The sequence below is a fragment of the Pedobacter nutrimenti genome (genome assembly GCF_003208655.1).
Taxonomy (GTDB): Bacteria; Bacteroidota; Bacteroidia; order Sphingobacteriales; family Sphingobacteriaceae; genus Pedobacter; species Pedobacter nutrimenti.
This window is the reverse complement of record NZ_QKLU01000002.1, coordinates 355101-373096: the sequence shown is the minus strand read 5'-3', so window position 1 is coordinate 373096 and position 17996 is coordinate 355101. Positions and strand designations below refer to the sequence as shown.

At 39.3% G+C, this 17996-nt stretch carries 18 protein-coding genes; 10 read left to right on the top strand and 8 right to left on the bottom strand.

Features of this window, described 5'->3' with window-relative positions; genetic code table 11:
- Positions 1–59 precede the first annotated feature (59 nt).
- Positions 60–785, top strand: coding sequence for a glycerophosphodiester phosphodiesterase (locus tag B0O44_RS06365; protein WP_245943607.1), 726 nt, complete (start codon positions 60–62; stop codon positions 783–785).
- Positions 786–847: 62 nt separating this feature from the next.
- On the opposite strand, the gene B0O44_RS06360 is transcribed toward B0O44_RS06365, so the two are convergent.
- The 4 genes from B0O44_RS06360 to B0O44_RS06345 all read right to left on the bottom strand — a co-directional run bounded on the left by B0O44_RS06360 (position 848) and on the right by B0O44_RS06345 (position 4238).
- On the bottom strand, positions 848–1039 hold the full coding sequence (locus tag B0O44_RS06360) for a cold-shock protein (protein ID WP_008241764.1): 192 nt from the start codon (positions 1037–1039) through the stop codon (positions 848–850).
- A 107-nt stretch (positions 1040–1146) separates the two neighbouring features.
- Positions 1147–2085: a hypothetical protein gene (locus B0O44_RS06355; protein ID WP_110828285.1), complete on the bottom strand. Its 939-nt coding sequence runs from the start codon at positions 2083–2085 to the stop codon at positions 1147–1149.
- A 26-nt stretch (positions 2086–2111) separates the two neighbouring features.
- The gene (locus tag B0O44_RS06350) at positions 2112–2981 is read right to left on the bottom strand and encodes a phosphodiester glycosidase family protein (protein WP_110828282.1); all 870 of its coding nucleotides are present in this window, start codon (positions 2979–2981) and stop codon (positions 2112–2114) included.
- Positions 2982–3074: 93 nt separating this feature from the next.
- Entirely contained in the window at positions 3075–4238 is a 1164-nt protein-coding gene (locus tag B0O44_RS06345) for an aspartyl protease family protein (RefSeq protein WP_170123281.1), read from the bottom strand.
- A gap of 210 nt (positions 4239–4448) precedes the next feature.
- Between B0O44_RS06345 and B0O44_RS06340 the strand changes: the two genes are divergently transcribed.
- From B0O44_RS06340 to B0O44_RS06330, 3 genes are read left to right on the top strand one after another with little or no spacing between them, the layout of a single operon-like run.
- Entirely contained in the window at positions 4449–5687 is a 1239-nt protein-coding gene (locus B0O44_RS06340) for a D-alanyl-D-alanine carboxypeptidase/D-alanyl-D-alanine-endopeptidase (RefSeq protein WP_245943606.1), read from the top strand.
- Positions 5674–6729, top strand: a complete 1056-nt coding sequence (locus B0O44_RS06335; RefSeq protein WP_110828276.1) for an aminotransferase class I/II-fold pyridoxal phosphate-dependent enzyme — start codon at positions 5674–5676, stop codon at positions 6727–6729. The genes B0O44_RS06340 and B0O44_RS06335 overlap by 14 nt, the downstream gene beginning before the upstream one ends.
- Before the next feature lie 50 nt (positions 6730–6779).
- Positions 6780–7961, top strand: coding sequence for an MFS transporter (locus B0O44_RS06330; protein ID WP_110828273.1), 1182 nt, complete (start codon positions 6780–6782; stop codon positions 7959–7961).
- Here the strand turns inward: B0O44_RS06330 and B0O44_RS06325 are convergent.
- From B0O44_RS06325 to porX, 4 genes are read right to left on the bottom strand one after another with little or no spacing between them, the layout of a single operon-like run.
- Positions 7948–8631 (bottom strand): M15 family metallopeptidase, encoded by a 684-nt coding sequence (locus B0O44_RS06325; protein ID WP_110828271.1) that lies wholly within the window; start codon positions 8629–8631, stop codon positions 7948–7950. The genes B0O44_RS06330 and B0O44_RS06325 overlap by 14 nt on opposite strands.
- A gap of 4 nt (positions 8632–8635) precedes the next feature.
- Positions 8636–9862, bottom strand: a complete 1227-nt coding sequence (locus B0O44_RS06320) for an alanine dehydrogenase (protein ID WP_110828268.1) — start codon at positions 9860–9862, stop codon at positions 8636–8638.
- Positions 9863–9915: 53 nt separating this feature from the next.
- Positions 9916–10341 (bottom strand): tRNA (adenosine(37)-N6)-threonylcarbamoyltransferase complex ATPase subunit type 1 TsaE, encoded by a 426-nt coding sequence (tsaE, locus tag B0O44_RS06315; RefSeq protein WP_110828266.1) that lies wholly within the window; start codon positions 10339–10341, stop codon positions 9916–9918.
- 8 nt (positions 10342–10349) lie between these two features.
- Positions 10350–11903 carry a T9SS response regulator signal transducer PorX gene (gene porX / locus B0O44_RS06310; RefSeq protein ID WP_110828263.1) on the bottom strand — a complete coding sequence of 518 codons (1554 nt, stop codon included), beginning with the start codon at positions 11901–11903 and terminating at the stop codon, positions 10350–10352.
- A 104-nt stretch (positions 11904–12007) separates the two neighbouring features.
- Between porX and B0O44_RS06305 the strand changes: the two genes are divergently transcribed.
- From B0O44_RS06305 to efp, 6 genes are all read left to right on the top strand, one after another.
- Complete coding sequence (locus tag B0O44_RS06305) at positions 12008–13231, top strand: HD domain-containing protein (protein WP_110828261.1); 1224 nt, start codon at positions 12008–12010, stop codon at positions 13229–13231.
- A 123-nt stretch (positions 13232–13354) separates the two neighbouring features.
- A complete protein-coding gene (gene lpxD, locus B0O44_RS06300; RefSeq protein WP_110828258.1) occupies positions 13355–14443 on the top strand; it encodes a UDP-3-O-(3-hydroxymyristoyl)glucosamine N-acyltransferase in 1089 nt (362 codons plus the stop codon).
- Positions 14433–15845, top strand: coding sequence for a bifunctional UDP-3-O-[3-hydroxymyristoyl] N-acetylglucosamine deacetylase/3-hydroxyacyl-ACP dehydratase (locus tag B0O44_RS06295; RefSeq protein WP_110828256.1), 1413 nt, complete (start codon positions 14433–14435; stop codon positions 15843–15845). The genes lpxD and B0O44_RS06295 overlap by 11 nt, the downstream gene beginning before the upstream one ends.
- On the top strand, positions 15842–16627 hold the full coding sequence (lpxA, locus tag B0O44_RS06290) for an acyl-ACP--UDP-N-acetylglucosamine O-acyltransferase (protein WP_084238270.1): 786 nt from the start codon (positions 15842–15844) through the stop codon (positions 16625–16627). Before B0O44_RS06295 ends, lpxA begins: the two co-directional genes overlap by 4 nt.
- A gap of 8 nt (positions 16628–16635) precedes the next feature.
- The gene (locus tag B0O44_RS06285) at positions 16636–17256 is read left to right on the top strand and encodes an ABC transporter ATP-binding protein (RefSeq protein WP_110828254.1); all 621 of its coding nucleotides are present in this window, start codon (positions 16636–16638) and stop codon (positions 17254–17256) included.
- Positions 17257–17408: 152 nt separating this feature from the next.
- Positions 17409–17969: an elongation factor P gene (efp, locus tag B0O44_RS06280; protein ID WP_110829167.1), complete on the top strand. Its 561-nt coding sequence runs from the start codon at positions 17409–17411 to the stop codon at positions 17967–17969.
- The last annotated feature ends 27 nt before the right edge of the window (positions 17970–17996 follow it).

Here is a 17996-nt window from a genome sequence, read left to right as displayed (position 1 = left end):
TTAAGATGAAATTATCTCTTTCCCTTTTATTGTGTCTTTGTTTATCTTCAGTCTGTGTTATGTCCCAAAGCAACAAGTGGAATACCAATAAAGTGATTGCCCACCGCGGGGCATGGAAGAAAAATAATCTTCCTGAAAATTCAATTGCTTCTTTAAAAGAAGCTTTTCGCTTGAAATGTTACGGATCAGAGTTTGATGTTCACATGACCGCCGATGGTATGCTTGTGGTTAACCATGACGATGATTTTCAAGGAATTGTGATTGCAAAGTCAACATTTAAACAATTACAGGAAAAAAAAATGAGCAATGGTGAAGAAATCCCCACTCTTGAACAATATTTAAAAGAAGGAAAAAAACAAAAAGGGACAAGGTTGATTTTGGAAATCAAGGAAGATAAGAACCAACAGCATTTAATGGACCTAACCAATGCAGTGGTCGCCATGGTAAAAAAAATGAAAATGGAAGAATGGATGGAGTACATTAGCTTTAACTATGGTGTACTTCAGCGTATTCTGGAATTAGATCCAAAAGCTAAAGTCGCTTATCTTAAAGGAGAAGTTTCTCCGGAACAACTCAAGGCTGATCGTTTTGCAGGAGCAGATTATCACTTCAGTGTATTTAAAAAGGACGAGAGCTGGTTTTCCAAGGCTAAAGAGCTGGGCTTAACGCTGAATGCCTGGACCGTAAATCAAGAGGCAGATATGAAATGGCTGCTGGACCGTAATGTTGATTTTATTACAACAAATGAACCTGAACTTCTTTTTGAGGTCGTTAAAGGAAAATAAAGATTATAAAAAAAGCTTCCTGATTCAATCAGGAAGCTTGTACGAATTATGGTTATAATAATCTAGATTACTTTAACATTAATCGCATTCAACCCTTTTTTGCCGCTTTCCACGTCATACTCAACTTTATCGTTTTCACGAATTTCGTCGATAAGGCCTGTTGAATGTACAAAAATTTCGCTATCTCCGTTTGCAGGGATGATGAATCCGAAACCTTTAGTTACATTAAAAAATTTTACTGTTCCTTCTTGCATTGTATTATAATATTAAAAATTAAGTCTGCAAGGTAGTAATTATTTTGGGATTATCAGCAAAAGCAACTTTTTTTGATAATAGTAAGATTATGAGAGACTTATTGGCTTTATTTTATCCCTTTTACGGTCACGGTAATTTCGCTTGCATGAGCTATGCCCAAAGTTGTACCAGGTTTAATTTTTAATAAATTTTGAAGATAAACAGAGATGATACCCTGCAGGACTTTTTTTCGCACTTCATGAAATTCCGGAATTTCGCCACTGAAAGTACCAAGCGACATTTTCCCTTTTTCATCAACCAATACAGTAAAGGTATATCCGAAGTCTTTGTATGCTTTTTTTAATACAATTCTGAAGCTTGGATATAGGTAATCATAAGCCTGTGTTTTACCACCCAAAACGTCAACAGAACTTAATTTTTCTACGGAAACAAGGTCACTGTTTGGTCGAAGCTCTACGGGTTGTCTGGCGGCAAAAACGCTGTCTCTTTGAAAAGGATATTTATTTGCTCTTTCTGCAAGGCCTTTTATAAAAGCAGTATCGTGTTTTGTTGGCTTCTGTAATTCTGCCGGGCTGGATTTTAAATGGTCTTTAATGTAATTTTCGGAATAAAAAGTCAAATTAACATCTGATCGGATGTCATTTGCAATTTCTTTTTTATTGACCTGTAACCTTTGCATAATAATGCTGTCAGTGGAGCTGCTTTTAATTCTAAACCATTCTTTTGCAAAATTATATACATCGCCGTGATCATAGTGCAAATGAAAACCCAGCATTCTTTTTTTTTCAGGGCTGTAGGCCAAAATGGAGTCATTTGATACAAATTGTATGATCCAGCTTGGTTCTTGTTGAAATCCGATGGAATCGAAAGAAAGGCCATTAGAAAACCGACGTTTTACTTCGTGGTATTTAATCCCTTTTACCGCTGAAAAAGACAATCTGGGTTTTACTTGTCTTTTTGTTTGCTGATCTGCAGAACCATTGTTGCAGCCGCTAAGGGCAAAAATTACGGATAGTATACAACAGATCTGGTTGATTTTAATCATGGTCGGTTATCTTTGGCGCAAATATATCAGGGTTTCTTTTTTAAAAGGATAACATTTGCAACTTTTCTTTCGCCACCATGATCCCACTTTTTATTGTCTGTCGGATAATTGACAATACCGTTTTCAGGGAAATTTTTTATCCATAAGGTTGTGGACCCCCCACCATCCAGGTTTATTATACTTTTACAGCCAATCCACCGCATCACTTTCCGGAGTTCTTCCAGGCTCATACCTGCAGAATTTTCGTTACGTCCATCGACGGTCAAAAGGATAAGCGTTCCATCAGGTTTTAATCCAATACTGCTCCTGGGGTGTCGTGATTTAGAGAAAGAAGTACTGTCTAGTAATTGATCCTGGCTATCCAGTGTAAGTAGCGGTCCGCTCAACATGACATCCGAAGCCTCTATTTCATTTTCCCAGGAATCGGTGCCGTCCCATTTCTGAATATCCATGCTTTGGTTTTTAATCACTAAAGCCGCCTGCTGGTGTTTTGCCCGGAGCGAATTTTTTTCCAACTTATTCTTGCTTATAATCGTTCCGTTTATTTTGAGGAAATCAACGGAGCCTCCATTTTTTACGTCAAAAAAAGTTCCGTTAATGGCTGCAATAGCTTGATTTTTTTCGCCAAAACTGCTGGTGCTGCGAAGTTCCCGGACTTCGTATCCAAAAGAAGGCACAGGAGATCTTCTTGCCCTTTTTACTGCAATGTAGTTAATATTCTGATTGGAGAGGAACAGATCTTTATGTTCAAAATGAAAGGAAAATAAAAAGGTTTTCGGGGCTATTTTTTTCTTTGTCCAGTGGGCGGATACCAAAGTGAGGGAGTCCTGATGTTGGGCAAAAACAACAGAAGCACCTAAAAATAACAACAAAGATGAAAAATAGAATTTAAGCATAACGAAAAAATGAGGAACAGCAGGCCAAAATTAGAAGGTAAATAATTGGAGGCCTTAAAAAATCTATTTGTAACCGTAAAGTTACTGAAGGTGCTATATTCTTCGTTTCAAGGTGAGAAGCTTATAAATCATCTTGTTTTCCCTGTTGAGCAATAATATAATCCTTCTATTCTCTGCTGATTTCAGCAGGAGATCTATATCATTCAGGCTATATTCTTCAAAAGGCTTAAAGTTAATGGAGACAATCTGATCTCCTGGCCTGATGTCAGCAAGTTCAGCAGGCGATCCGGGTTCTATCCTGCCAACGATAAAGACATTAAACTTTCTCTCTTCGACATATACCTCCATGCCCGACATATCGTGCTCAAAAACTTTTTTAAAGTATCGGCTTGGTTTCAAATAAACATTGAAGTTTTGATAATCAAATGTGAGGTCAAAGAACTTGAGCAAATCACTTCCTAAATTTCCGTTGCGCTCTTTAACATTTGATTTGGCGGCTGCATCTTCATAATCAGGAAAAGAGGACAGGACATTTTTAAAAGTAACTCCTGCGATTTCCAGACTGTTTATGCGGCCAATATGTCCACCAATTAATCCGGTAAAACCCATCCCCAGGTTGGCTTCGATCGTTTTCTCAGGAAGAGGGAAGGCCTTTTCATGAAGCGATTCCAGAGAGACTGCATGACTGGCCCCAATATCAATGATCAGTTTCGCTTTTATCTTCTCCCGGTTCTGAAGCTCCAGGTTTGCCCATGCGTATGGCTTGTTGTTGATCATTTCTAAAGGAATTTTTATTCCTTTCATCTTAACCGGCAGATCAGGAAGGCTGAATGCCAATCGTCTCGAAGGATAATTGATTTTTACAATGAAACTGTTAAAAAAATAATAACCAATAAGACCATGGATATGTACCCCTACAAAATTAGAAAGGTTAAAGAGGTCCTCTTTTAAAATTGCGGTAGGCATATTTGAAATAGAAGATTTACCGACCTGTACTTTAATCTCATCTGTCAGGTAAGCTTCGATATCCGGACCGTTGCCAATGCCAGAGAGTTTTGTAATGCGTATTGGTTTTAAATGAAGGCTGTCCATGACAGAAGGATCAGTAATGATCATCGGGCCAACCCCAGTATCCAGAATAAAATTAAAGGGCCCTTTATTGTTAATATAAATGGGAATAATAATCAAATTCTTAACGAGTTTGAAATCTATGGCGTCTTTTTCCCGTTTACCCTCAAAAGAAAAGGATTGGGCCATTAAAAAGCCTGAACATGAGAATTGAAAAAAGAGAATAAATAAAAAGATCTTTTTTGTAAATCCTGGACAGGTTTTCATGAAGTAATTTAATAATTTAGTAACATATTCCCAACTCTAAATTTAAGAATGTCACATTATTATAAACAAGCAGTTTATTTATTTTCATGTTTATGTGTTGTATTATTCGGTGGCTGCTCTACTTCTCAACAGATGGCCAGAAAATTACAGCACGCCTTCCGGAATTCGGAGGTGATGGGAAAGTATCATGTTGGTTTTGCAATAGCCGATTTACAGAATGACAAAGTAATTTATTCAAAAAACGGAGATAAGTATTTTACACCAGCTTCTAATACCAAGTTGTTTACTTTTTATGCTGCGCTGAAAATGTTACCTGACTCCATCCCTTCTTTAAGGTATATTGAAAGAGGGGATTCTTTGATTTTTTGGGGAACAGGAGACCCTTCTTTTCTGCAGACAGCGTTAAAGGGTACAAGAAGTTTTGATTTTTTAAAAAGCAGTGTGAAAAAATTGTTTTTTGCAAAAGGGAGGTACACGGGAAATTTTTATGGAAATGGATGGCAATGGGATGATTACAACGATTATTATCAGGCAGAAATTAATGAGCTACCCATGATGGATAACCTGGTTGATTTCCGGATAAAAAACGGGAAAATAATTGTTTTCCCTCCGTTTTTTGAACATTATCTTAGCAGGGACAGCAGTGTTATGGGGACAGAATTTAATATTAAAAGAGATTTTTTAAGCAATCAATTTTATTACTCCGGGCCTATACCACAAAGTAATTACCATCAGCAGATCCCATTTAAAATTAACACCGAACTCAGTCTCTTACTGCTTTCGGATACGTTGAAGAAAAAAGTTGAATGGATAAATAAGACAATCCCGGAAGATGCAAAAACCATTTACAATCTAAAAACGGATGCTGTCCTGAAGCAAATGATGCTGCCCAGTGACAATTTTATAGCAGAACAACTACTTCTGGTATGTTCTAATCAGATTTCAGGGGAACTGAATACAGAAAAAACAATAAAGTATATAGAGAAAAACTATCTTAAAGAACTCCCCGATCCACCTTCCTGGGTAGATGGATCGGGCTTGTCAAGAGGAAACCTGTTTACCCCCAGAGATATTATTGTATTGCTCCGCCTGATTTATAAAGAAGTAAACAATAGGGAAAGGCTGTTTAGTCTATTGCCTTCCGGAGGAAAAAGCGGAACTTTACGGAATGCCTATCCTGCAACTGAAAACCCCTTTGTATATGGAAAAACAGGTACTTTATCCAATAATCATAATCAGAGCGGGTATGTTTTGACAAAAAAGGGGAAAATATATATTTATTCCTTTATGAATAATAATTTTGTTTTACCGACTTCAGAAGTAAGAAAAGAAATGACAAGAATTGTGACCTATATTCATGAGAATTTTTAACCATCTGCAGCAGGCTCTGGGACCTCAGGTTGGTAGTGGCCCTGATGCTTGTCTTTATTTTGGCGGCACCGCTTATCTTGGCATTCCCAGGGACGAGAATTTTCTGAAATATTATTTGGAAGGTATAAGGATTTTTGGCCTGAACAATGGAACCAGCAGAGCCAATAATGTCCAACTGGGAATTTATGATGAAGCTGAAAGTATTGCAGCGAGTCGTTTTGGTGCAGAAAATGCCTTGATTACTTCCAGTGGCTATCTTGCGGCACAAATGACGCTTAATCATTTTAAACACTGGGGTGAAGCCCTTTATGCGCCGGATACACACCCTGCACTATGGATTAATGGGCGGCCTGAGGTACATCTTCCTTTTGAACAGTGGAAGGAAGAAATTATCCAAACGATTCAGAATAGCAGTAAAAAACACTGGGTAGTGATTAGTAACGGTTTAAATAATTTACTCCCTGAACGTTATGATTTCTCTTTTTTATCTAGGCTGAGTCAGGATAAGCAGATTTTGTTGATTGTCGATGATTCGCACGCTATTGGTATCCTTAATGGCGGATTGGGCAATTATAAAACCCTGCCTAGGAAAAAAAACATTCATGTTTTGGTTTTAGCTTCCATGGCTAAGGCGCTCGGGGTTGATGCAGGCTTAATTTTAGGGAGCAATGCGCTTATTCGTTCACTGAAACAAACAAATGAATTCCAGGGGGCATCACCACCATCGGCCGCAGGTTTATTTGCCTTTATGCAATCAGAACAGCTTTACCTGAGACAACAGGAAAAACTTCTGGAGCTTTCTGGGTATTTTTTAAAACAGCTAGACGCCTTTGGGCATCACTTTAGTTATACAGATGATTTTCCTGTCTATTTAAGCCGGAGGGATGGAATGAGTGATCTCTTATTAAAACAGAACATCCTGATTTCTTCATTTGCTTATCCAGACAGGACGGGACCACTATTGGACAGGATTGTTTTGAGCAGTTGGCATGAGAAAAAGGATCTCGATTTTTTGCTGGCAAAACTTAAGGCCTGGAATTAAATCTGGTTGCCTGGTTTTTTTATTAACTTTGTGCCCTACTTCCTTGTTCCATGCCGCAAAAAACGGATTCTATCTATACCCTTAAATTTGGGTTGGTTTGCTTAAGTTCTTTTCTCTTTTCAGCGAGTTTTAATATGTTGATCCCGGAGCTTCCAGCTTATTTAACAGCAATGGGTGGAGAGAATTATAAGGGACTTATCATTGCGTTATTTACACTCACAGCAGGGATTTCCAGGCCCTTTAGTGGAAAATTGACAGATACAGTTGGGCGGGTGCCGGTAATGGCTGTTGGTTCTATTGTTTGTTTCATTTGTGGGTTTCTTTATCCGGTACTGACTACGGTGGCCGGATTTCTTTTTTTGAGGTTGATTCATGGCTTTTCGACCGGCTTTAAACCGACCGCTACAGCAGCCTATGTTGCAGATCTGGTTCCGGTAAGCAGATGGGGAGAAGCGATGGGCGTCCATGGTGTTTGTTTTAGCACAGGACTGGCCATTGGACCGGCAATAGGAAGTACCATAACGGACCATTTTTCTATTGACATCCTCTTTTATTGTTCTTCTTTATTTGCTTTGTTATCGATTGTTATTCTGGCAAATATGAAAGAAACCCTGGTTGAGAAACAGGCTTTTAGCTTATCATTGCTGAAAATCAGTAGAAAGGACATCATTGAATGGCATGTTATCCCGGCATCTTTGATTATTTTTATGAGTTACATCAGTTACGGAGCGATATTAACAGTTGTTCCGGACTGGAGCAAACACCTTGGAACAAGTAATAAGGGCTTGTTTTTTATGGTATTTACCCTTTCTTCCCTTTTGATTCGTTTTGTTGCAGGGAAAGCCTCTGATCAATATGGGAGGCAGATTATTTTGAAGATATCTCTTTTACTGCTTGTTGTTGCAATGACCTGGATAGGCTTTGCCGCTAGTTCTCTTTCCTTAATGGGGGCTTCGGTATTATATGGCGTGGCCACAGGAATGCTTTCGCCTACAGCAACCGCATGGACTGTGGACCTGAGTGATCCTGAGCATAGGGGGAAAGCGATGGCTACAATGTATATTGCGGTGGAGGCTGGAATTGGTGCGGGAGCTTTACTTGCCGGATGGCTCTTTATAAGTGATCTTTCTATGATCCCTAAAATCTTTTATTGCTGTGCTGGAATGACTGTTTTGGCTTTTGTTTACCTGCAGTATATTTATAAGGCTAAAAACGTTATTAAAGGCTTTTAAAGGGGATGTCCAGAATTTCGTAAGTTCTCCAGTCTTTAAAGTCATAGTGCCACCACTCGTTTTTAAGGACGTTGAAACCATAACGCTTCATAATTTTAATCAAAAAATTACGGTTTTTTTGTAAGTTCATAGGCAATTTTTGAAAATCCGCCGCCGCCTCAGGAGCAAAACTATCATAAGGAGTAGGCATAGGAACCTCCCTTTTTGTCTTGAAGTCAACCAGACTAAGATCTATTGCGCAGCCCCGGTTGTGTTTTGATCCCTTTGCCGGATTGGCAACAAAGTTTTTATCTGTAGCTTTTTTATAAAAAGCAATTGTAATGGCATATGGCCGGTAGGCGTCGTATATTTTTAAGCCAAGGCCCTTTTTGCGAAGTTCAACCTGGATTTTTTTGAGTTGCTCTATGACTGGTTTTCGGGCAAAAGCCCTTGCCTGGGAGTACATTACCTGTTTCATAAAGTTGTTATCCGTTGCGTAACGGATATCCAGAACAACGTCTGGAATTTCCTTTTTAATTTCCAGTAGTTGCTTATTCCCATCTTTTTTAATAGATTCCTTATAAACTTTTAAAGAAGAAATAACCTGTAGTTTCTCTGTTTTTTCTGATAGAGTTTGAGCTATATTAAGCTTTGACGATAAAACAAAGAGCAGAAGAAAAGAAAATTTCATGAGGTTATTGGTTCGATACAACAAGTAATTCTATGTCTTTGAAGGGCAAATTAAACATGTTTGCCAAGTCCTTGCTGGTCAGATGACCCTGATAGGTGTAAAGCGCTTCTCTTATGCCCGGACGGTTCCAGACGACGTTCATTAAGCCACCCATATCCCCTATATCTACCAAAATAGGGGTAAATATATTAGTTAAGGCATAAGATGCTGTTCTGGGCACTCTTGAAGCAATATTAGGTACACAATAGTGAATAACATCATACTTCCGAAAAACAGGATCTTTGTGGTTGGTTACTTCGGATGTTTCAAAACAGCCTCCCTGATCGATACTTACATCAATCACAACAGAATTGGGCTTCATTCGGCTAACCGTCTCTTCCATAATAATGCAGGGGCTTCTTCCGTGGGTGGCCCTGATGGCGCCAATAACAACATCACAGGTTGTAATGGCCTTTCCCAGAACAATGGGTTGCATAACGGAAGTAAAAACACGGCTTCCTAAGTTATTCTGGAGTCTCCTAAGCCGATAAATAGAGCTGTCGAATACTTTTACCTCTGCACCCAGAGAGAGTGCCGTCCGTGCCGCATATTCGCCAACGGTGCCTGCGCCCAATATCACCACTTCTGTTGGTGGAACCCCAGTAAAGCCACCAAGCATAAGGCCTTTGCCTCCTGTAACATTGCTTAGGTATTCGGCAGCAATGAAAATAGATGTTGCTCCAACAATTTCACTCATCGCACGGACCACGCTCAGTACATTTCCTTCATCTCTCAACTGCTCAAAACATAAAGCATTGATTTTTTTGTCCAGTAAGGCCTTAAGATACGTCTCATTCAAATTCCCCATTTGCAAGGCAGAGATCAGGGTTTGTCCCTTATGCATTAAGGCGATTTCTTCAAAAGTAGGCGGAGCAATTTTTACAATAATATCCGCATCAAAAATTTCTTTTTTATGGTAAGTAATTATCGCCCCTTGCTCGCTGTAGTCTCTGTCGGAAAAATTGGCGCCGGTACCAGCACCAGCTTCAATAATTACTTTATGACCATTATTGATCAGCAATGCAACGGATAAGGGGGTCAATGCGATTCTGTTTTCCTGGAAAGAGATTTCTTTTGGGATGCCAATATACAGACTATTGTTTTTTGGTTTGGTTTCAGATAGTGTTTCTTTTGGTTGTAGCAGTCCTTTTTGGGCAATAGAGGCCATTCCTTCTCTTAATCCTGTCGCCATTTTAATATATTTATCTGCCTAAAATTAATAATAATAACCTTAGATTGAGCAATTTAGGTTGTAATTTTTACAAATGTGATTTCCCTTTTTTCTGCGGAAGTGCTCCGGATACTCACTTTGATGTAATGTTCGGGAATGAGCTCCTCTATTTTTTCAGGCCATTCAATCAGACAGAACTGGTCCGAAAAAAAATATTCTTCATACCCGATGTCATAAGCCTCCCTTAAATTTTTCAAACGGTAAAAATCAAAGTGATAGACGATATCCTGGTGGTCGGTATGGTATTCGTTGACAATAGAAAAGGTTGGGCTTGAAACCACGTCTATAACCCCCAAGGCCTTGCAGATTTCTTTTATAAAAGTGGTTTTCCCGGCACCCATTTCGCCTTCAAAGAGGAAAATTTTTTCTCCTGATGCAAAGGTAAGTAGTTTTTGAGCGGCCTCCTTTAGTTCCGGGAGGCCGTTGATTTCAATGTTCATTTTTAAGATTAGCGTGAAGTGTAGGTTGCAATTGGAATAATCATCTCTTCCAGGGATATTCCGCCATGCTGAAAGGTTTCGTTATAATAATTTACGAACTGGTTGTAATTGTTCTGATAAACAAAATAACGGTCTTCCTTTGCAAAGATATAATTGGAACTGATATTGATTTTGGGTAATTGTGCCTCATGAGGGTTTTTTATTAAAAAAACCTCTTTGGCATTGAAATTCAAATTTCGGCCCTGTTTATACCTCAGGTTGGTATTGGTGTTTCTGTCTCCGATTACCTTGCTGGGATGCTTTACCCTTATGGTGCCATGATCAGTTGTGATCACCAATTTTACTTTCTTTTGAGCCAGTTTTTTCAATAGGTCCAGCAAGGGGGAGTGCTCAAACCAGGATAGGGTAAGTGATCGGTAAGCTGCATCGTCATTGGCAAGCTCCCGGATCATCTGCATGTCGGTTCTGGCATGAGACAGCATGTCCACAAAATTATATACAATGGCATTGAATTCGTTTTGCATCAGCTTATTAAACTGTTCATTCAATGCTCTTCCATCATCATAAGTCAGAATTTTATGGTAACTGAATTTGCAATCTTTCCGCAGGCTCCTTTTGATCTGATCTGCAAGAAAAGCCTCTTCATGCATGTTTTTCCCTCCTTCATCGTCATCATTTTGCCACAGAGAAGGGTGTCTTTTTTCCATTTCTAATGGCATCAGGCCAGAAAAGATGGCATTCCTTGCATATTGGGTGGCTGTAGGAAGAATACTGGAGTATGTGTCTTCTTCCTCCAGCCTAAAGTACTCGGTAATCAATGGGTTAATGATTTTCCACTGGTCGTAACGAAGGTTGTCAATTAGAATAAAAAAAACCGGGGTATTGGAATTGATCAGAGGGAAAACTTTCTTTTTGAGCAGCTCATTGGAAAGCAAAGGCGGCTTTCCTTTGCCATTTACCCAGCCCAGATAGTGATCCTCAATAAATTTCGAGAACTGCATATTGGCCTCGGACTTTTGCATCGTCAGAATTTCATGCATTTGGGGGTCATCCAGTTTTTCGAGCTCCAGCTCCCAAAAAACAAGCTTTTTGTAAACATCCACCCATTCCTCGTAACTTAATTTATCGTTAAGGGTCATTCCAAGGCGCCTGAAATCTTGTTGGTAGGCCATCGAAGTTTTCTCGCTGATGAGCCTTTTGTTGTCTATGATTTTTTTAATGGTCAGTAAAACCTGCTTAGGATTCACCGGCTTAATCAGGTAATCGTCTATTTTAGAGCCAATGGCGTCTTCCATTAGGTTTTCTTCTTCACTTTTGGTAATCAGGACAACCGGAACATCATTTTTTAAGTTTTTTATCGCTGAAAGGGTCTCCAGGCCACTCATGCCTGGCATATTTTCGTCTAAAAAAACCAAGTCAAAATGCTCTTTGCTAAAAGCCTCCAACGCATCATTACCATTTGTAAAAGTAGTGACGTGATAGCCTTTTTCATTTAATAGAAGTATATGTGGTTTTAACAAGTTGATCTCATCGTCGGCCCATAGAATTTTGGTTTCCTGCATTCTGATATGTGTAAAATGTAAATTAATCTTTTAGAATTATTTCTCTTTCTGATTTGTGAATAAAAATAGCAATTTTTGTACCGTATAATTTTATTTCCAGAAGATTGAATAAAAAGAAAATAATAAATGATCCGGTTTACGGCTTTATTAATATACCCTCAGCCTTAGTTTTTGACCTGGTTTCTCACCCCTGGTTTCAACGTTTAAGGTATATCAAACAGCTTGGAATGACGCATTTGGTTTATCCAGGGGCTTTACATACACGTTTTCACCATGCTCTGGGCGCAATGCATCTGATGAGCCTGGCTATTGAAGTGCTTAAAGGAAAAGGTCATGAGATAACCAGAGAAGAGGAAGAGGCAGCTACAATTGCGATTTTACTCCACGATATAGGACATGGCCCTTTTTCTCATGCACTGGAGCATTCTCTGGTCAGCGGGATACAGCATGAGGCGATTTCCATGCTTATTATGGAAAAACTAAATGATGATTTTAAAGGGCGCCTGACTCCTGCAATCAATATATTTAAAGGGATTTGCTCAAAAAAATTTCTACACCAGTTGATCTCCAGTCAGTTGGATCTGGATAGAATGGATTACCTGAACCGAGATAGTTTTTTTACGGGCGTGAGTGAAGGGGTCATCAGCTTTGACCGGATTATTAAAATGTTCAATGTGGTTGGAGATGAGTTGGTCATAGAGGAAAAGGGAATTTATTCTATTGAGAACTTTTTGATTTCCAGGCGACTAATGTACTGGCAGGTTTACCTGCATAAAACAGTTATTGCTGGCGAGCAGTTGCTTGTTAAATTGTTGGAAAGAGCAAAGGAACTGGCGCTTGCCGGACAAGAGCTTTTTGCGACACCGGCACTGAGCCATTTTTTAAAACATACCGTTTCTGAAAAGGATTTTCTGGAAAAACCAGAACACCTTTCAAATTTTTTAAGGCTGGATGACCAGGATATCTTTGCCTCTGTGAAGGTTTGGCAGGATCATCAGGACTTGATTTTATCCAGTTTATGTAGGATGCTTACAACTAGAAATCTGTACAGGATAGAGATTACAAATGAAGCTCCCGATCAACAAAGACTGGAAAGGTTGAAAGAAAATGCGGCCTCGGTTTTTAAGATCAGCCAAGAAGAAGCCTCTTATTTTGTTTTTACTGATGTCATTCGTAATAGAGCTTACAATGCGGGGACAAGCAATATCAATATCCTTAAAAAAAATAATGTGTTGATAGATATTGCAAAGGCTTCCGATTTATCTAATTTAGAGTCATTGGACAAAACTGTCAAAAAGCATATACTTTGTTACCCAAGAATTATTTAGCATTTTTTAACAAAAGATTTGAATTTTTATTCCGTTTTTAGCTTTTTTTCTGACCATACATTAAAATAAGACAACCTGTGCTGGTTTATTTGTTCATATCAATTTAACATATACCTTTGTAAAATGCAATTTACTGCCAAGCAGATAAACGAACTATTAAGTGGGACCATCGAGGGTGATGAAAATGTTCAAGTAGCTGAGCTTTCTAAGATTGAAGACGGTAAGGCAGGATCCTTATGCTTTTTATCCAATCCAAAATACGAGAATTATCTATACAGCACGAAAGCCTCTGTGGTTATCGTTGGCCAGGATTTTGTCCCTGTTCAGCCTTTTCAGTGCACCTTAATTAAAGTCAAAGATCCTTATAGTGCTTTTTCTGTTTTACTGGACCGTTACAATGAGGTGATTAACCAGAAAACAGAAAGAAGTGGGATAGAACAGCCCTGTTTTGTTCATCCCAGTGCAAAAATAGGCACAAATGTTTTTATCGGAGCATTTAGTTATATCGCTGAAAATGTCGAAATAGGGGACAACACAAAGATTGATACGCAGGTTTATATAGGTTCGGATACTCGGTTGGGAAAGGATTGTATTCTACATCCAGGCGTGAAAATTTACAATCGGTCTGTATTGGGAAATAGAATTACAATTCATTCAAATACGGTAATTGGAAGCGACGGATTTGGGTTTGCCCCGCAGTCCGACGGTACTTACAGCAAGATTGCCCAGATTGGTAATGTTGTTATCGAGGATGATGTAGAAATTGGGGCGAATGCTTCCATTGACAGGGCAACAATGGGGTCTACTTTTATTCGAAAAGGAGTAAAACTGGACAACCTGATACAGATTGCGCATAATGTGGATGTTGGTGAAAATTCTGTTGTAGCCGCCCAGTCCGGAATTTCAGGAAGCACTAAACTTGGAGGAAATTCTGTTATTGGCGGGCAGGTTGGAATTGCAGGGCACCTTTCGATTGCAAAGGGAAGTCAGATCGGTGCTCAAAGCGGTGTAAACTCCAGTATTATTGAAGAATATAAACAATGGCATGGTACACCGGCCCAGCCGTACAGGAATTGGATGAAAGCCTCTGTTATTTTTAAACAGTTGCCTGATGTTGAACAGCGCATCGCTAAATTGGAAGCAAAAATCGAAGAGCTCCATCAACAAATAGAACAAAGTACGACACAATACAAAGAAAACAATGAACGTTAAACAGAAAACCATAAAGGGGGAGATTTCAGTAAAGGGAGTTGGTTTGCACACAGGAGCAAACGTTACCCTGACCTTTTGTCCTGCACCTGAAAATCACGGTTTTAAATTTCAAAGGATTGATTTGCCTGGGCAACCTGTTATAGATGCAGATTGTGATAATGTTACCGACACTGCGCGGGGAACAACCATTTCTCAAAACGGAGCTAGTGTAAGTACTGTAGAGCATGTTATGGCTTCTCTGGTTGGTATGGACCTTGATAACGTTTTAATGAAATTAGATGGGCCCGAAACCCCCATTATGGATGGCAGTGCGATACAATTTTTAGAAGCACTGGAAAGTGTCGGCACTGTTTTACAGGATATAGACAGAGAATATTTCACCATACCTCATAACATTACCTATACAGAGGCAGACCGGAAGGTTGAAATTGTCGCTATGCCGCTCGACGATTACAGGTTTACCTGTATGATCGATTATAATTCACCTGTTTTGGGCAGTCAGCACGCAGGCATATCCAGCATTGCAGAGTTTAAAAAAGAAATTGCATCCTGCAGGACCTTTTGCTTTCTTCATGAACTGGAATACCAGCTGCAAAACAATCTGATCAAAGGGGGTGATTTAAATAATGCCATTGTGATTGTAGATAAGGAGGTGACCAAAGATGAGTTGGACCATTTGGCAAAGATATTCAATAGAAATGCGATTGATGTTGCCCCTCAGGGGATCCTGAACAATATGGAGCTTAGACATCAGAATGAACCCGCAAGACATAAGCTTTTAGACATGATTGGAGACCTTGCGTTAGTAGGGGTTCATTTAAAGGGACATATTATGGCAGCAAGACCAGGGCATGCGGCAAATGTTGCTTTTGCAAAAAAAATCAAAGCAGCTATTAAAAAAGAAAAGAATAAAAAAGTTCAGCATGTTTATGACCCCTCAGTAAAACCACTCTATGATGTGGTTCAGATCATGAATATTCTTCCTCACAGACAGCCTTTTTTATTTATAGATAAAATTTTGGAACTGACTAAAACTTATGTTGTGGGTGCAAAAAATGTGACCATGAATGAGGAGCTTTTCAGAGGTCATTTCCCAGGGGCGCCAGTGTTTCCTGGAGTTATCCAGATTGAAGCCATGGCGCAGACCGGAGGTATCCTGGTGTTGAGTACAGTTCCCGATCCTCAAAATTACCTGACTTTATTTCTAAAGATTGATAATGTTCGTTTCAGGGCCCAGGTTACTCCAGGAGATACTATCGTCTTTCGATGTGACCTAATGGAGCCGATGAGACGGGGAATTGCACAAATGAAGGGTGTGGGAATGGTTGGAGAAAAAGTTGTAGTGGAAGCAGAAATGATGGCACAGATTGTAAAAGTTAAAGATAGCGAAAAAACGGCATGATCCAACCCTTAGCATATATACACCCACAGGCAAAAATAGCAGATAATGTTGTTATAGAGCCTTTTGCGGTCATACATAAAGATGTGGAAATCGGAGAGGGAACCTGGATTGGTTCTAATGTGGTCATTATGGATGGCGCACGTATTGGTAAGAATTGCAGGGTTTTCCCGGGATCCGTTATTTCCGGGGTTCCCCAGGATCTGAAATTTGCCGGAGAAGTAACTACGGCAGAAATAGGCGATAATACCACAATCAGAGAGTGTGTAACCATCAACAGAGGAACAAAGGATAAATGGAAAACCGTAATTGGTAGCAACTGTCTTATACAGGCTTATTCGCATATTGCCCATGACTGTGAAGTAGGGGACTACTGCATTTTTTCCAATAGCACCACCCTTGCAGGTCACATTACCATTGGTAATTATGTTGTGCTGGCAGGACTTGTTGCTATTCATCAGTTTGTAAAAGTAGGTTCCCATGCCTTTGTAACCGGTGGTTCCCTGGTACGGAAAGATGTTCCTCCCTATGTTAAAGCGGCCAGAGAGCCACTTTCTTATGCGGGAATAAACTCTGTGGGCTTGAGAAGACGAGGTTTTTCTTCAGAAAAGATCAATGAAATACAGGAGATTTACAGGGTTCTTTTTGTGAAACACAATAACGTGACCAAGGCGCTGGATATGATCGAGGCAGAATTTAAGCCAACCGAAATTCGTGATGAGATCGTAGATTTTATCCGGAATTCTAACCGGGGCGTAATGAAAGGTTTCGGGTCCGGAAGCTAGTTAAAGTAATGATCATTGATGCACAGCATGTCGGACGTCGTTTTAACCAGGAATGGATATTCCGTGATTTTAGTTATCAGTTTAAACAAAGCGGAAAATATGCTGTTTTGGGGCCAAATGGTTCTGGAAAGTCGACGTTACTGAATATATTAATGGGAAGTTTATCACCTTCTGAAGGAGTGATTGACTATCAACAGGAGCAGAAAATTCCGGTAGAAAAGATTTATAACTACATTAGTTTTGCGGCCCCTTATCTTGATTTAATTGAAGAATTTAGTCTCCAGGAAACGATTTCATTTCATTTTAAATTTAAGCGCTTTGTAAAGGGGATGGACCAGGAAAGCCTTTTAGAGAGGCTTGGCTTGCACAAGGCGCAGGATAAAGCCCTGAAATATTTTTCGTCAGGGATGAAACAAAGAACCAGGCTAGCTCTGGCATGTTGCTCAGATTCTCCTTTGCTTTTACTGGACGAACCGACCTCTAATCTGGATGTGCAAGGAATAGACTGGTATCATGAATTGATAGAGGATTTTGGGAAAGACAGGTTGTTGCTGATTGGCTCAAATCAGGAAATAGAGTATTCTTTTTGTGATCACTTTATACAGATAAGTGATTATAAAACCATGTAAATGAACCCTGTTTTCTAATGCTAATGTCACGAAAGAGGAGTAAAAAGAGGATAAAAAATAAAATTTAAAATTACTATTGTATAATTAATAAATAGTCTTTACCTTTGCGGCACGAAATCGGCCCTGGTAACAGGCATAATTTCAAAGAAAAAATGGCAAAAGCATCAGACGTAAAAAGTGGAAATATCCTTCGTTTTAACGGGGAATTGGTACAGGTAGAAGAATTTCTTCACCGTACCCCTGGTAACCTCAGGGCTTTTTATCAGGCCAGAATGAGAAATGTGAAGTCTGGAAAACTGGTAGAATACAGATTTCGTGTAGATGAAGAGGTGGAAATTTGTCGCGTAGAGACCAGCGACTATCAGTATCTGTATGAAGATGGTGATGCACTGGTGGTTATGGACAACAATACCTACGAACAATTTAATATACCAAAAATGTTGTTTGGTAAAAGTGTTCGGTTTTTAAAAGAAGGAATGAATGTGATCATTGCATTTGAAAGTGATGAACCCATTATGGCACAGACACCTTCGCATGTTGAATTGGAAATAACCTATTCTGAGCCCGCTGTAAAAGGGGATACTTCTACAAATGCACTAAAATACGCAACAGTAGAAACAGGAGTAGAGATAAAAGTGCCAATGTTTATCAATCAGGGAGATAAAGTGAAGATTGATACACGTACAGGTGACTATATAGAAAGAGTAAAATAAGAATTTTCATAGTTTAGTTTTAGGTTT